The organism is Streptomyces orinoci, assembly GCF_003121295.1.
In the GTDB taxonomy this organism is placed as follows: domain Bacteria; phylum Actinomycetota; class Actinomycetes; order Streptomycetales; family Streptomycetaceae; genus Streptomyces; species Streptomyces orinoci.
In genome coordinates, this window is record NZ_PHNC01000012.1 from 174,998 (window position 1) to 190,790 (window position 15,793).

At 68.6% G+C, this 15,793-nt stretch carries 9 protein-coding genes and 1 tRNA gene; 5 read left to right on the forward strand and 5 right to left on the reverse strand.

Annotated features, from left to right (window positions below; genetic code table 11):
• Positions 1–167: 167 nt before the first annotated feature.
• On the reverse strand, positions 168–2,546 hold the full coding sequence (locus CV755_RS10425) for a hypothetical protein (RefSeq protein WP_109279890.1): 2,379 nt from the start codon (positions 2,544–2,546) through the stop codon (positions 168–170).
• A gap of 954 nt (positions 2,547–3,500) precedes the next feature.
• Complete coding sequence (locus CV755_RS10430; RefSeq protein ID WP_109279891.1) at positions 3,501–3,839, reverse strand: hypothetical protein; 339 nt, start codon at positions 3,837–3,839, stop codon at positions 3,501–3,503.
• A 352-nt stretch (positions 3,840–4,191) separates the two neighbouring features.
• Here CV755_RS10430 and CV755_RS10435 point away from each other — a divergent pair, with 352 nt between their 5' ends.
• Together CV755_RS10435 and CV755_RS10440 are read left to right on the forward strand one after the other, a co-directional pair.
• Positions 4,192–4,923: an alpha-ketoglutarate-dependent dioxygenase AlkB family protein gene (locus CV755_RS10435; RefSeq protein WP_109279892.1), complete on the forward strand. Its 732-nt coding sequence runs from the start codon at positions 4,192–4,194 to the stop codon at positions 4,921–4,923.
• A gap of 170 nt (positions 4,924–5,093) precedes the next feature.
• The gene (locus CV755_RS10440; protein ID WP_241561100.1) at positions 5,094–6,236 is read left to right on the forward strand and encodes an MBL fold metallo-hydrolase; all 1,143 of its coding nucleotides are present in this window, start codon (positions 5,094–5,096) and stop codon (positions 6,234–6,236) included.
• 4 nt (positions 6,237–6,240) lie between these two features.
• On the opposite strand, the gene CV755_RS10445 is transcribed toward CV755_RS10440, so the two are convergent.
• Positions 6,241–9,438, reverse strand: coding sequence for an amidohydrolase family protein (locus CV755_RS10445; RefSeq protein ID WP_109279894.1), 3,198 nt, complete (start codon positions 9,436–9,438; stop codon positions 6,241–6,243).
• A gap of 460 nt (positions 9,439–9,898) precedes the next feature.
• On the opposite strand from CV755_RS10445, the gene CV755_RS10450 reads away from it, so the two are divergent.
• Positions 9,899–9,975: transfer RNA gene (locus CV755_RS10450), tRNA-Pro, on the forward strand.
• On the opposite strand, the gene CV755_RS10455 is transcribed toward CV755_RS10450, so the two are convergent.
• Positions 9,938–11,110 (reverse strand): tyrosine-type recombinase/integrase, encoded by a 1,173-nt coding sequence (locus tag CV755_RS10455; RefSeq protein ID WP_161968652.1) that lies wholly within the window; start codon positions 11,108–11,110, stop codon positions 9,938–9,940. The two genes, CV755_RS10450 and CV755_RS10455, sit on opposite strands and share 38 nt — an antisense overlap.
• Before the next feature lie 1,078 nt (positions 11,111–12,188).
• Between CV755_RS10455 and CV755_RS34605 the strand changes: the two genes are divergently transcribed.
• A complete protein-coding gene (locus CV755_RS34605; RefSeq protein ID WP_161968653.1) occupies positions 12,189–12,353 on the forward strand; it encodes a hypothetical protein in 165 nt (54 codons plus the stop codon).
• 81 nt (positions 12,354–12,434) lie between these two features.
• Positions 12,435–12,680 (forward strand): hypothetical protein, encoded by a 246-nt coding sequence (locus CV755_RS34180; protein ID WP_153068637.1) that lies wholly within the window; start codon positions 12,435–12,437, stop codon positions 12,678–12,680.
• Here CV755_RS34180 and CV755_RS10465 read toward each other — a convergent pair.
• Positions 12,673–15,615 carry an FG-GAP-like repeat-containing protein gene (locus CV755_RS10465; protein ID WP_161968654.1) on the reverse strand — a complete coding sequence of 981 codons (2,943 nt, stop codon included), beginning with the start codon at positions 15,613–15,615 and terminating at the stop codon, positions 12,673–12,675. The genes CV755_RS34180 and CV755_RS10465 overlap by 8 nt on opposite strands.
• Positions 15,616–15,793 lie beyond the last annotated feature (178 nt).

Consider the following 15,793-nt stretch of genomic DNA (forward strand, 5'->3'; position numbering starts at 1 on the left):
CACCGGCCTGGCCTGTCCCGACGAGCCGTGCCTGTCTCGGAGCCGTAGAACCCGGCGTCTACCCGCCGCGATGGCTGGGCCATCAGAACCACACGACCAGTACCGAGGTCGTAACGGCCCGCAAAGGAAACCGGCGGGCCGCCATAAAACATCGAGGCCGGGATCGATCAGTCCAGGATCGTCTCCTGAGACTCCTCGGATTCCGGATCACCTTCCTCCGACACATAGATCTCCATGGTCCTGCGTCGGAAGTTCTCTACGTCGGTCAGAATGCCGACCAGCAGTTTGTGCAATTCATCTAGCTGGTCCACCGGGACGATCGGGGTATGGCCCCCGACTTCCGGCTCCAGGGTGTGCAGATGGTCGAGGGCGTCCCGGGCGCCTTGCACCCCGAGGTAGAGGGCCTTACGGTGGGCGGCGGCGCGCTGGCTGGGAGGCACCGGAGTGTCTTCGCTCTGGGGAGCCGTCACTGGGACAACGGGCAGAGCACCCTCAGCCCACTGATCAGCGCCGTACTGGAACAGTGTCGTCACTGGGTTCATGGTGACGGGCGTCTCGCCGGGAGAGGCGCTGGTGGAGGCGCCGCCGTCTGCTGTCGCCGTCTCACCGTTCGACGAGGGCGCGGCCGGCCCTGGGACTGTACGGATGACCGCCGAGAGTGGCACGGCCTTCGCCGCGCGGTTCGGGTCTGAGGCCGCGACGACATCCCACTCGTACAGCCGCACTGGCACACCGTCGGCGTCACGGGCGATGCGGTCTGGGGCGTCGAGATCGACCTTGAAGTACACGTAGGGCGGCTCTGCGGAAGCGGCTGATTCCTTGCCGGTGAGGCTCTGCTTCGGCACGGAATTCTGCGGCAAATCGTCGCTGCGGAACGTGTTGGCTGCCAACGCGAGGGTCCACAGACCGAGTTCGTTCGCTGGCGATGAGAGCCCTTCGATGACCTTGTTCACGTCCGAGCGGAAGGGGACGCCGCCCTTCTCTCTTTTGGCGCCCAGCGACGAGCCGACGTTCCTGGTCAGGAGCTTGTCGGCGATCAGTGCGACACCGCCGGCCACAGCCAGGGTACGGCGTGCGTCGTCGTCGCCGTTCATCGCCGGTGCGATCAGCTTGGTGAAGTCGTCGGTGGGGCGTGGAGTCCAGCCCTGGGTGACGTCGTTCGACAGCACGCCACCGTTGTTCCACGCGTTGCGTGCCTGCTTGGTGACGAGTTTCTTCTTCGCCCGCCAAGGCAGATCGATGATCGGCCCGAGCAACTCGCCGAATCCCTTCATACTCATCCGCTGGCCGCCCTTGATGGCCTTGGCTTGGTCCTTGAGAAGTTCCAGGAGATCCGGCTGCGTTAGGGCGCTAACCAAGTAGACGGCACGCCACAGGGCCGTTCCGGTAGGGGCCGAATCGCGTCCGAATACCTGCGGAAGCTTGGCCACGGGAATGCGTCCGACGGCAAGGCCATAAACCGCCTGGAGATCGGCCGTGTTCCAGCGTGGGTCGCCCTGCTGGATGATTCGCTTCAGGGCTCGGGTGATGACCTCGACGTTCTGAGCTGCGGCGTCCCACTGCTTGAACTCGACGTGTACTGAGGCCAGTACGGAACGGATGGCGTCGTCGAAGATGTCCTCGGGAGACAGCACCTGGCCGTCGTGTCCATCAACCCCGACGGCGATCTGTGCCGGAACGACGTAGGACTGGGCGATCTGAGCAGCCCGAAGGCCTGGCGTCGCTCCCTTCATCTCGTCATCGAACTCCTTCCGTAGTCCCTGCCACCACCGCGCCCGGCTGGCAGCCAGCTGCTGGCCGAGATCAGGACCGGCAGTCGTCCCTGCCGCAAAAGCGCTGCCGAGTAGTGCGTCGGTGGCCAGGTCGGCCACCTCCGAGGGTTCGACGCCATGCCCGGCCAGTACCGCCCAGGCGCTGGCGAGCCGGGTAATGCCGTCACGAACGACGAGAACGGGGAACGGCTTCGTACCGTCCTCGAAGGCAATCTCGGCAGGATGGGTAATCAGGTTGCGGCTGACGGAGCGTGTGAGAATGGAGGCCGCATAGTTGTTGAGCGAGAGCGTCGCGTGGATGGTCTGCCACACGTGGTTCCGTAGGTGAGTGAGGTTCTCATAGCGGTACTGCAAGATCGCACTGGGACGGCCCTCATGAGTTATCCCGTGCACCTGTGGGTCGGCTACCTCTGAGACCTCCATACTGGTACGAGGCTGGGGGCCGGGAAACAGTTCGCTCAGCAGGACCCGGGTGACGACGGAGTGCAGCGTCGCCCCCTCGACGTTTTCGACGGTCAGGAGACCCGAGAGCTCATCCGATGTCGGCCGGAGCTGAACTGCCAGTGCTTCGGGTTTAGTCGTGGCGCGCGCCAAGATGCCCCACGCAGTGTCCGGCAGCCAGGTGCTTGTATTGGCCCGACCAGCCGCAGTCACCGCCGCGATATTGCTGTCCGTTGAGTCGGAAGGTAGGCGGGGCGAAATGTTAGTTACCCGGACCATGTCCGCCCCCCAGGGGACGTCAATGGAAAGGACTGCGGGTGTGTCGGTGGTCATGGGTATGGATCTCCAATGTGGTTCGGAGTGGTTTGCTGCGATTGCGAGTTACGTGAACTCGCTGTACGGATTACTGCGTCAAAGGTTTTGACCGAAACCGCCCTGTCTGCCCAGGATAATTCAGATGGAAGTCGGGTTGACCTGTAGCTCACATTTGGGTAGAACCGGTGTTGGTAAGCGGTGTAAACCTCGGGTTTTGTGGGTGCCAGAAACAGCAGACCTCGGTTGCCGGGTAGAGAAGAGCCGTCAATGCAGGCGATTCCGAGGCAGGGGATCAAAGTTCGAACTGTGCGTCATGAGGTGGTACCAGGTGCCACGGGCTGGTATGCATGGAGGGCAAGCCGCCGAGGATCATCCGACGAGCGATGTAAACAACTAGTTGAGAACGCCTTGTTTGGCCTGCTGGGGAGTGCCGCTTGGCTATGCGGGCAATGAGCTGCTTTGTGAGCTTAACTAGTCTTGCGGCGAGCTGTTCGCTTACCGGTAACGGCACCCACGCAATCTTGGAGTTGGCGACCTTTATGTGCGTGGCATATCGTCCTCGTGGCCAGCCCATTGAGTACGGTGTGGGCCTTGCCGCAGGGATGCGTAATCGGCCATCTAAGGGGGAGATCCACTTATATCGACTTCTCGGGATTCCCCTACGTGTCGGTTCAGGTGCGCACATCTTCCCAAGCCTATAGCCGTCTGGAGGCACCGACGATGAAGGGGGGATCCTCACACGGATGGGTTATTTCTTCGGTATTGCTCATCCAGGGCTCCTGGGCAGTGCCATTGCCTCCGAGGCAAGGATGATGGGACGCCGCTGGCGTGATATCGGCGCTCGCTTGGCATCACCGTATACATGAGCCACAGCCACGTGTGGTCGCTTTCTGGCCTGCACTCATCCTGGGCGCAGTATATACGTCCGATGCTGTACGCACCGCGCAGGAGTCAAACGCGTCATTTCTACGCTCAGCTCAAGTCGCCCTTTGCTCGCGGGTAGTTGGCGAAGATCTGAGGGAGAGGGCTTAGCCCGAGCTTGTCCAGATGTGCCAGGGCGGCGGCGACGGCTGCGACTTCGCCAAGGACACTGTCGCGCTGGATGATCCAAACAAACTCGTTCTCTGATGTCGGTAATATGCGAGGAAGGGTGGTTAGTCCGATTCGTTCGAACTCATCGCTAATCTTCGCGCACAACTCGGAGCTGAGTCTGGCTCGTTCCGGTGCTGCGTGCTTCTTGATGAAGCGCATAGACAAGCGCTTGATGCCGTGATCGACCTCGACGGCGTGCCTGATAATTGTGAAGTCCATAACTTAGTAATTTACTGAAATAGTAACTGAGTTGGGAAGGGTGGAGCCCGGACCCGCTTCAGGGGAGAGGTGGATCTGAGGCGTCGGCGGTGTAGTCAAGCGGCTGAAGATCGCAACACATCGCTCATGTCGACGCGCCCTCGTGCGCCTGGTGGTTGCTGCCCTTCCATATGGTCAAGGGTGGTAACCAAAGAGGAAGGCCGCCCGTCAATCGGGTGGGCGCTCTTGAAGGTTGCAGAAGATCACAACCCATGTGCACCGGAATCAGGTGTTTGCGCAACCGCAGATTGGTGCGACGCCGCTCACCGGCGACGTTTCCCAGCAGTAGGGGTCAGCTGCGAACATGGGAGCGATGGAAGACGGATTGTTCCCGCGCGACCGAGCGGAGATCGCCCCCGGCGCCGTTCACGTTCCGGACTGGCTCGATCTCGACGCCCAGCGCGAACTGCTCGCGGCCTGTCGGGAGTGGGCACGGCCACCGGCGGGGCTGCGGACGGTGCGTACGCCCGGCGGGGGCGCCATGTCAGTACGGCAGGTTTGCTTGGGCTGGCATTGGGCCGTGGTGCCCCGCTGCCCGAACTGCGGGAAATCGGTACGGGAAAATCCGCAGTGCCCCGGGTGGCACTGGTATCCGTACGGCTATGCCCGCACCGTGGTGGACGGTGACGGCGCCCCCGTCAAACCCTTCCCGCCACGGCTGGACCGGCTGGCCCGGGATGCGGTGGCCCGGGCGTACGGCCGGCCCGCGGGGGCGGAGGCGTATGACATCGCGCTGGTCAACTTCTATGACGCCGACGCCAGGATGGGACTGCACCGGGACAGCGACGAACGGTCGGACGCCCCGGTGGTCTCGCTCAGCCTGGGAGACTCCGGGATCTTCCGGTTCGGCAACACCGAGGGACGCCACCGCCCTTGGACGGATCTGGAACTGCGCAGCGGCGACCTGATCGTCTTCGGGGGACCCTCCCGGCTCGCCTATCACGGGGTGACCCGGATCATCCCCGGCACCGCACCCGCCGGGCTGGGGCTCACCGGGCGGCTGAACATCACCCTGCGGGTCAGCGGACTGGCGCCCGGGCCCTGAGCTGCGGCTCCCGAAAACCGGATGCGGGACAGCGGCGGCGGGCGGCACAGTGGGACACCGCCGGCCGCCGGTCCGGCCGTCCGGGCCGCGACGGGGGTGGGCCCGGAACGGCGGGCGCCGGCCGGCGGCGGATAATGGGAGGACCTGCCTTCTCGCCTCCTGGAGGTGCCGTGTCCGGCTTCCGCTCGCTCAGCTCCCCGCTAGACGCCCTGCGCCCGGCCGCGTTCGGCGCCGATCCGGCCGGGGAGCGGCTGGCCCGGATCAGACGGTCGCCCAACTTCGCGGACGGGGTGTTCGTCAACCCGATGGCCGCCGCCCGGAAGCCCTCCGGCTCGATGCTGAAGTATCTGCCCACCTACTTCCGCAAGGAGGAGCGCGCCCGGCGCACCCCCGGCCACCCCATCCCGGTCCACCCGACCACCGTGGCCGATCTGGCCGTTCCCGCCGTCTCCGGGCTCCGGCTCACCTGGATGGGACACTCCAGCGTGCTCGCCGAGATCGACGGCCACCGGGTGCTCTTCGACCCGGTCTGGTCCGAGCGCTGCTCACCCTTCGGCTTCGCCGGTCCCCGGCGCCTGCACCCGGTGCCGGTCCCGCTGGCCGAGGTGGGACGGGTGGACGCGGTGATCATCTCGCATGACCACTACGACCACTTGGACATGCCGACCGTCCGCGCCCTGGCCCGCCTGGGCACGGCCTTTGTGGTGCCGCTGGGCGTGGGGGCACACCTGGAGCACTGGGGCGTACGCCCGGCCCTGATCACCGAGCTGGACTGGCATGAGTCCACCACCGTAGGCGAGTTGACGCTCACCGCCACCCCGGCCCGGCACTTCTGCGGCCGGGCGCTGCGCAATGTCCAGCACACCCTGTGGGCCTCCTGGGTGGTCGCCGGTCCCGAGCACCGGATCTTCCACAGCGGGGACACCGGATACTTCCCCGGCTTCGCCGGAATCGGGGCGCAGTACGGGCCGTTCGACGCCACCATGGTGCAGGTCGGGGCGTATTCGGAGTTCTGGCCCGACATTCATATGACCCCGGAGGAGGGCATCCGGGCCCATCTGGACCTGGGTGGCGGGCTGATGATGCCCATCCACTGGGGGACCTTTGTGCTGGCGCCCCATCCCTGGGCGGACCCGGCCGAGTTGAGCGTGGCCGCCGCCCGGGAGGCCGGGACGCGGTGTGCGGTACCGCGCCCCGGGCAGCCCTTTGAACCGGCCGAAGGACTGGAGCCGGACTACTGGTGGGCCCCGCCGGGCTCGGGCGCGGAGCCGGTGCCCGTACCGGCCCCGCCGCTGCCCGTCCCGGCGGCCTGAGAAATCAGCCGTGTTCGTGCTCGCAGCAGGAGTCCCGCCGCAACTGCCGCCCCACGTCCAGCCATTCGCCATGCGCGGGCCGGGCGTGCGGCGTCTCCTGGTAGGCGCCCACCAACTCGCCCTGGGCGAAGGGCACTCCGCCGCGTAGCACCGACTCCGTCCGCAGCAGCGAGTCGAAGTCGGTGAACGGATCCCCGTCCACCACCGTGAGATCCGCCAGTTTGCCGGGCTCCAGGGTGCCCAGATCCCGGTCGGCGCCAAAGACCCGGGCCGGGATCAGCGTGGCCGTACGCAGCGCCTCGGCCGCCGACAGCCCATAGCGGTGCAGCGCCCGCAGGCCGATATGCAGCGAGAGCCCCACCGGCACCAAGGGGGCGTCGGTGCCCAGGGCCACCAGTCCGCCGCCGGACAGGATCCGCCGGTAGACCTCGATCTCGGTGCGCAGGGTGGCCAGTTGGTCGTCGGTCGGCGGGGTCCCGGCCGCCTTGCGCACCAGGTCCCGGTCCCAGGGCGGCATCAGCCGGGTCACCCGGGGATCCTCGGCCAGCCCGGGGTCGGCGCCCAGCAGCGGGACGGAGGTGAAGATGGTGGCGATCATATGGAAGCCGTCGCCGGTGTAGATCTCCGTCAGATCCTGGTAGGAGTGACCGGTGGCGCTGGTGGCATGCCCGAACTCCAGCCGCTGGGTGGCCTGGAGATGGGTGGTCAGGTCCTGCCCCAGCTGGATGCCCGGCGAGCAGAGATGGCTGCCGGAGCGCACCCCCAGCCGCTGGTGGGCGAACCGGGCCGCCTCCGCCATCAGCCAGCCGGGCGCCCGCACATAGGTCTTGACGAAGTCCCAGTCCAGCGGCTCGGCCCGGGACAGCGAGCGGCGCAGCCCCTCCTCGGTGCGGTGGGCGCGGCCCATGCTGTACGCCACCCTGGCCCCGTCCAGCAGCTCGCCGCAGGTCAGCAGGCGCGGACCGGCCAGCGCCCCGGCGGCCACCGCCTCCCGGATCCGGGCCTGCTCATAGGCGGGACCGCCCAGGGACACCGCGGTGGTGATGCCATAGGCCAGCTGCAGCGCGGTCTGCCGCCCGCCGTAGGTGCTCTGCCAGGGATGGGTGTGGGCATCCCACAGGCCCGGGATCACGGTGCGCCGGGAGGCGTCCACGGTGTGCGCCGCGCCGCGCCGGGCCCGGTGCGGTTCCACGGCCGAGATCCGTCCGCCCCGCACCAGGATGTCCACGTCCTCGCGGACGGCGGTGCCGGTGCCGTCCCAGAACCGCCCGGCGTGCACCACGGTGTCCGGCGGAGTGGGGCGGCGGTAGTCCAGGGCGACGGGGATGGTGCGGGTGCTGCCGTCCGCCACCGTCAGCAGCCGCAGCCGCCCGGCCGACAGATACAGCAGCCGGCGGGAGTCGGCGGACCAGGAGGGATGGTCGGCGGCCTCCTCGGTCAGCCGGCGCGGGGCGCCCTCGGGGGTGCCGTCCGGCCGTACCGGAAGCAGCCAGAGCGCCGATTCGCTGATCACCGCCATGGAGCGGCCGTCCGGCGACCACACCGGGCCGGAGTCGAAGCGGTCGGAGACCGAGGCGTGCGGGGCCAGCGCATGCAGCCGGAAGGCGCCGCTCGCGGCGTCCACCACCCGGATCAGGTTGTAGCCCTCGCGGAAGCGCTGGTTGAGGCGGTTGCGGTCGCAGTAGGCGATAAAGCGGCCATCGGGCGACCAGCTGGGCCTGCCGGGCAGGCCGCCGCCGCCCATGGGGGCGGTCAGCAGCCGCTCGGTGCCGCTGTCCAGCTCGCGGACGATCAGGTTTCCGCTCATGTCCAGGCAGGCCAGCCGCTTGCCGTCCGGTGACAGCGCCGGGCTGACCCGGCCGCCGTCCGCCAGGACGCTCTCCCGGCCGGAGGCCAGCTCACGGCGGCGTACCGCCAGCAGGCCGTCACGGTCGTCGGCCCAGATCAGCGCCTTGCCATCGGGGGTCCAGGAGGGGCCCAGCAGATAGTGCGCGGCATCGGCCGTGACCACCCGGCGCGGTGCCCGGCCGCCCGAAGTGTCCGCCACCCACAGCGAGTTGAGCGCGGCGAAGGCCACCTGACGGGCATCGGGCGACAGCACCGGCAGATGCACCGAGCGCACCTTGCGCACACCCTCGCCCGCCAGGTCGTACCGCTTGACCCGGTAGCGCGGCCGGTCCAGCGGCAGGGCGGCCTTGAACGGCACGGTGGCGCTGACGTCCGCGCGCCCGGCCGCCACCCGGAGGACGGTGAACTGCCCGTCCACGGTCAGCAGCAGCTCGTCCCTCGACACCCAGCGCGGCGGAACCGGCTCCAGATCCCCCTTCACCGGCACCACGGCCCCGTCCACCACCAGGGTGCAGGAGGCGGTGGGGGCGGGGGTGGTCCGCAGACAGGCCAGCCGGCCGGCCGCCGAGACGGCGGGCGTCATCACCGAGACCTGGCCGGGGTCGGAGTGCTCGGTGCGCACCCGGCCCTTGCCGTCCGCGGGCACCGAGGCGATGGTGCGCGCCACCAGCGCGCCGCCCTCCAGATGCCCGCGGACGAACAGCAGCCGCTGCCCGTCCGGGGACCACACCGGGTCGAAGTCCTCCCAGGCGCCGTCCTGTTGGGGGCCGTCCTGCCCGGGCAGCCCGGTGACCCGGGTGAGCGCGCCGGTGCGTACGTCCACCACCCACACCCGGTACGGGCTGCCCTGCACCGGGTCGCCGCCGCGCTCGGAGGCGAAGGCGATCCGGGTGCCGTCCGGCGACCAGGAGGGCCCCCGGTCGTCCCAGGGCCCGTCGGTCAGCTGCCGCAGCCCCGAGCCGTCGGGCCGCAGCGTCCAGATATGGAACCCGCCGCCCCGGTAGGCGCAGACCGCCAGCAGGCGGCCGTCGGGGGAGTGCACCGGGCGGGTGGGCTCCAGATCCGCGGGGGTGATGGCCCGCGCCTGGCCGCCCTTGCGGGGGACGGACCACAGGACGTTCTGCACCTCGGCGATCAGCCGGTCACCGGCGGGCGAGAGGGTGGCTGCGCCATTGGTGGCCCCGGTGAAGGACAGCACGGTCCGGTGCGCTTGCCCGGCATCCCCGGCATCCCCCGCTTCCGCGGCCTCGGCCACCGCCGGCAGCGTCCCGGACAGCCCGGTCACCGCGGCGGTGCCGGCGGTGGCCTGCAGGAAGTGGCGTCTGGAGAGCGGGGAGGGTTCGAAGACGGCCAACTGTCCTCCTGCGCTGCGGGAGTTGTGTCAACTCCGGGTCTTGAGTCATCCGGTTCCGGATCACCTCGCGGAGGATCGATCGTCGCATGAAGATCCGGTAGCGGGTCAATACCACGGGAGTTGGGCCGGTCGGTCCAACTCCATTGGCAGGATGGGTAATCGGCGGGCAGAGTGGCCGATTTCGGGCGGGATGGGAGTGAGGGTGAGGGTGGGGCTCGCGGGTGGGTTTTGGTTGGTGGGCGTGGGCTGACCTGCGGGGTGGGGGCGGCGCCGGTGGTGGGTGCGGCGGGCCGGGACCGGTCAGGGCCGCCGGGCCGGTCCCGCCCCGCGGCCGGTGAGTGACCTGCGGCACACCTCTGGGGCGGGCCTGCCCGGGCAACCCGTACACCGGCACCCCGCGGGGTGGGGTATTGTTCTCTTGCGCGGTCGGCGCGGGCGAAAGTCCGGGCCGGACAAGCACCGGGACGTGGCGCAGTTTGGTAGCGCACTTGACTGGGGGTCAAGGGGTCGTGGGTTCAAATCCCGCCGTCCCGACCAGCGTTTTCGCAGGTCGGAGGCCGTTCTCGCAGGATGCGGGGGCGGCCTTTCTGATGTTGCGGCGGCTTGTGGTCGCAGGGTGGTCGCACGTGCTCACGGCTGTTGGGACGGTTCTGGGGTAGTTCGTGGTGTGGGTGGGCTGTCTGGTGATGGTCATCTGGTTGTGCAGCTGGGGGATGTGGTCGCAGGGCGGTCGCGGTGCTGGGATCGGTCGTGGGGGAGTGGTCGGCCGGTCGGCCTGGGTGAGGATTTTGTCGATAACGTCGACGGCTTCGCGGGCTGCCTGGGTGGTGAGGTGGCTGTAGATATTCGCCGTGGTGGAGAGAGTCGAGTGGCGCAGGGTCTTGGAGACCACCGTCAGGGGGACGCCGGCGGTGATGGAGATCGTGGCGGCCAGGTGCCGCAGGTCGTGGAGCGTGGTGCGGGAGACGCCGGCTTCGCGGCTCAGCAGGTGGAACCGGTTGAGGGCGTACTCCGGGTGGATCGGTCGGCCGTCGGGCCGGTGGAAGACGAAGTCGCCCTCGAGACCGTCGGTGGTAGACGGGCACCTCTCCTGCATGCGGTGGCGGAGGGCGGCGGCGACGCGGCTTGAGATGGCGACCCAGTTCCTGCTGTTCCTGGTCTTGGGTGTGGTGATCATCAGGCGGTTGTTGTCGATCGCGGAGAGCGTGGTGTGTATGTAGAGGACACGGTTGTCCAGGTGGACGTCCTCCCAGCGCAGCGCGAGCGCTTCTCCCTTGCGGATGCCGGTCCCGATGAGGACTTCGACGAGGTCGGCCATGAGCGGGTCCGCGGCGTTGCAGTACCGCAGGAAGCTGACGGCCTCGTCGATGGTCCAGATGTGGCGTTCGGCGGCGGCTGGGCGGGGGATGATCGTAGGCCGTGCAGGGTTGTGGTCAAGCCGGTGGTGACGGACGGCCTCGCCCAGCGCGCTCGACAGCGTGGCGAGGATGCGGTGGACGGTGACCGGACCCCGTCCACGCGAGAGCTGGGCCCGGACGAAGGCGGCGATATGCCTGTAGCCGAGGTCGTCGAGCTTGATCTTCCCCAGCGCGGGGACGAGATCGTGTCGATGTAGGCGCGGTAGCGGACCGTGGTCGTCGGCTTGAGGGTCATGGCCTTGGCCTGCAGCCAAACGGCCAGGTAGTCCGCGACCGTCTGGTTCGGATCGGCCAGAAGACCCGCGTCCGCGGTCTTGATCAGCCGCCGCAGGGCCTGTGCGGCCGTGTCCCGGTCGGGGAAGCCGCCGCGCCGGACGGTGTGGCGCCCGGGAGCGCACTGAGGGATGTCGACGGCGAACGTCCAGGCACCGTGATCAGGGTCGGCCAGGAGCAGTGGACAGCGTGATCCGAGCTGTTTATGCAGGTGGTCCCGGCAGCCGCAGCGCCGGTAGACGCGCCCCCGAGAGGTAGGGGAGGGCATGGTGATCGCTTCCAAAGGTTGCGCATTGAACTGCTACACCAGTGTCGATCCGGGCGTGGCGGTCCCGCGATCGCATGCGACCACATCGACGTCAGCGCGGCTCTGATCTGCTGTGATCCCTTGGCGGGGCGCAAGCGCGTTCGACTGCGTCCCGGGTGCTGAAGTCCCTGCTGCGGCCTGGGGTGGGCGATGTCGGATATTGGCAGTGCCGCGGGGGGATGGTGAGACCTGCTCGCAGAACGTGATCAGTTGGCGTCCGGGTGTTGGAGTCCGTCCGGGAGTGCTTTGTCTGTTGTTGTTCTTTGACGGACGCCAGCGCGGTGGCGGGGGCCGACGCCCTCGCCGTCCTCGCGCTGCGTTGGGCCATCCACCGCGAGGACGGAGTATGGCCGCAGCGTGTACCTCCACGACGCCCTTCAGCTCAGTCCACCTGGAACGATGCCAGCGCGTCCTCGGCCTCACACCCGACGGGGCTCGCGAGCTGCCGCGCGCCAGGGCGGCGGGCCAGCACACGCTGTACACACCGCATCCGAGGAACGGGGCGAGTAGCTGCTCGGCCTCAGCGCCGAGCAGCACGCCGCCGGCCTGGCCCTTACCGAGCTCGCCGACGACGAGCCGACGGAGGGCGCTCAGTGAGGTTCGCGCCATTCATCCACTGCCTACATTGTGGCCTCGTCGGCATCCCGTCCGAGGAGCGCCGTCGGCGGGTGGCCGGGATGGCGCAGGCCCGCCGTGCGGGCTTGTACCAGGGACGGAGGGGGTGATGACCACGGGCATTAAGCAGCACCGAGGTGGTCGTTGACGCTGAGCTTGCCCCTGCCCAGCCCGTCGGCGGGGCGGCGGAGGCTTACGACCCGGCGGCGGCTGCGGTGCTCGCCGTGCTCGAGCACGGTACCGACGAGCACATCGAGGCCGTGCGTCCGCGCAGGACGAAGATCTCCTACGCCCGCGACTGAGCGCTGTGGACGGAGTTCCACGGCTGGCTCGCCGAGCGCACCGGCACCGAGCTGCCGCTTACCGCCATCACCAAGGGCACGATGGTGGCGTTCGTGACGTGGCTGGACCAGGTGAAGGAGGCCGCGCCCAACTCGATCGACCGCCGGATCACCAGGGTGGCCGGCACCGCCCGGCGGTCTCCGTGCAACGTGACCGTGCCCAAGGATGCCGCGCTCGCTGTTCAGCAGCTGGCCAAGCGGTTTCGCGCGCAAGGCAGAGGGGCCGGACGCGCCGGGGCGGGGCGCCCGGAAGAAGTGCCCCGCCCCGGCGCGTCTGTGCTCAGCTGAGGGCCGTGAAATCGCCCCAGCCGCCCGTGCCGACAGGGAACGGATCGCCGTGATCGCGAATGGTGATCTTCGGGTAAAAGAGGAGCCCGGCGGTGTTGTCGGTGGTGGTGGCCCAGAGGTCCGGGACACCGTCGTTGTCGGCGTCGCCTCCGGAGGCGATCAGGGGGCGGTTAGCCGCGGTCCAGCTCCGGCCGAACTGGAGGCGCGTGCTCCCGTCGCCCAGGCCCTCACCGGCCGGCCCGCTTCCCGGGTACACATAGATCTCACCCGAGCTGCGCCGACGGGACACCAGGTCGACGCGGCCGTCACCGGTGACGTCCCCGGGGGCGATCACGTCGAAGTCGGTCCAGCCGCCGTCACCGATGAGGACCGGGTCCGTCTCGTCGAGGTACCAGCTGCTGGAGCCGTAGTAGAGCCAGAGGTGATCGCCCTCCTTGACCAGCAGGTCGGGGAAGGAGGGGATGTCGGGTGTGCCGTCGTTGTCGAGGTCGGTGGGGCCGTCAATGTCACCGATGGCCACAATCTGCTGAGCCTTGTCCCAGTGGTTGTTGGCCGGGTCGTACACGCGAAGCTCCTGGCTCCCCATCGGGCAGCCCTGCGGCTGTCCGTCGACGACCTCGACGGTCTTGGTACAGGCGTAGCCGAGGCCGTTGTTGGGGTGGACGAACAGCTTCTTGGTGCCGTCGCTCTGGGGCCGTGCGGAGATGAGGTCCTCGTAGCCGTCACCGGTCCAGTCGCCGCGGTGGGTGATCAGGGCGCCGGTGAAGTTCTCGTTGCTGACCACCGCCGCCGGGCCGACCCCTCCCGTGCCGTTTCCGGCGTACAGGCGCAGATCGCCGTTGGTGCGGATGCCGTACATGTCGGCGTTGCCGTCGCCGTTGAGGTCCCCGGGTTTGTCGGCGATCTTGGGGCTGTTGGCGTAGAAGAAGTAGATCTGGATGTCCGAGGGGTTGCCGGCCTTGTCGAGGCTGCGGGTGTAGAGCTTGTGCACGCCGACGGACATGGGGGTCACCTTGACGGAGACGGACCCTCCCGGTGAGGCGGCGGCGGCCGTACGTCGGGTGCTGTCCCAGTCGTTCCAGTACTCGTACTTCGTCACGTCGCGGACTCCCCCGGAAGAGATGGTGAAGGAGCCGGGGGTGCGGGCCGTTCCCGTGGCGGCCGGCCAGCCGTCACCTCCGTCGGGGTACTCCTTGGAGGTGACGACGGGCAGGGCGCTGGGGCGCGAGGTGTCGATGGTGAAGCGGCAAGGCTCACCGGGTGCCCAGGGGGAGACGGCGGTGCCGTCGTCGGCACGCACTTGCCACTGGTGGACGGCGCCGTCCTTGAGGACGGACTTGGGCACGGTGACCCGGGCGACGTTGCCGCTGGTGACGGAGATGGTCTGGCTGAAGATCGCTGGATCGCCGTCCTTGATCCACATGTTGAACCGCGCCTTGACGGTTCCCCCGTCCGGGTCGGAGACCTTGGCGTACAGCTGGACGTCGCTGTTTCCGATGACGGAGGGCTGCTTGGCACGGCATTCCGTGGCGGGGCTCGTGCCGTAGTCGGTCGGGGTGTTGGGCGGGGTGGTGTATTCGGTCGACAGCACCGCGGACTTGGCGTCGAACTTCTTCCAGCTGTAGACGGATGTCTCCGTGGCGGCGCGCAGGCCGAGCGTCCAGTTGGTCCAGTGCGAGGCGGCGGCTTCCTTGGTCCCCGACGTCACGTCGAAGGCGAGGTTGCCCGCGGGACAACTGGTGCTGCCCGCCCAGCCCTTGGTGTCACTGGTGGTAGCCACCTTGCGGGTCCAGTTGGGCTGGTTGTTCCAGGTGGTGCGGGAACTGATGCTGCCCGTGTCCCACAGCTGGGTCTCCCGCTCCTCGCAGGACCAGGACCAGGTGTTTTTGATCCGGAACGTGGACTTGATGATCCGCTTGTCGGTGTCCCAGAGGTTCTTGGTGTTGAGCTGGAAGAAGGAGCGGCCCAGCCCGTCGGTCTCGTTCTCGTAGCCGATGCGGGCGGTGGACGTGCCCTTCGTGCCGTCGCGGTCGATCCACCCGGCGCCGTTGTAGAAGGCGCTGTTGGCGTACTTCTTGTAGACGAGGGCCCAGGCCTGGCGGGCGCCGTCGACGTACGGGTCGATGAACACCGGGTAAGTGGTGTCCTTGCCCGTCAGCAGCCCCGCGTCCGGAGTGATCTTGAGGTTGGACGGTGTCACCGCCACCTTCATCTCCGAGGTCCTGGCACCCTGTCCCGGCTGGAACTCGTCATCGGCCGGGGCCGGGGCCGCGGCGGTGCGCGCCAGGGGAGCGCTGCGGGAGGCCCGCTGCGCGGCATCGGCGTTCTGGGCCGGTCCGGAGCTGTCCCACATCCTCGGGGTCGGCCCCGAGAAGACCACCTGCCCGGCCGGGTTGACGCCCGTGAGGTTGCCGTACTGGTCGACGGAGACCTTCACCCCGTCGGCGGACATGCCGTACTGGATGGCCTTGAGCGCCGGGTCTGCGGCCGCCCGGGGCGACTTGACCACCAGGAGCTGCCCGAAGCCGGTCGCGCTCGCCCGCACCTTCAGGTCCACGTCCGGGAGCACCTCGGGATAGGTGACCGTGTTGCCGGAGACCTGCGCCTTCGGCAGTGCCTTCGGCCAGGACAGCGACACGCGCCGGCCGTCGCGCTCGATGGTGGCCAGCGGGCCGTCGCCGCCCGGGGAGAAGGACATCCTCACCGGGGTCGCGGCCGGGCTGATGCGGCCGTCCTCGGCCGGGGCCAGCGCGGTGTCGATGTCCACCAGCGCGCGGTTCTTCTTCACCCGCTGGGGGAGGGCGTAGCGCTCCTCGGTGAAGGTGCCCGAGGGATTGGCGAAGACGGACGACGTCTCGGTCCGCCGGGGTACGACCTCGACCGGCTTCCCGCTGCTCTCCGCCTCCTTGAGCGCGGCTCCGTCCGCCTTCGCCACCGCCGCGGCGGAAGGCGCCGGTGTGCTGCCGACATCGGGAACCGGCGCGGCGGCGGCCCCGGGCAGGGAAATGCCATTGACGATGAAAAGAAGCGAACAGGCGAGAAGAGCGCATGGAATGCCTCTTCTGTGTGCGCCCAGCCTTGTTGGCATGGGAAATGCCCTCCGGTTTGTCTCC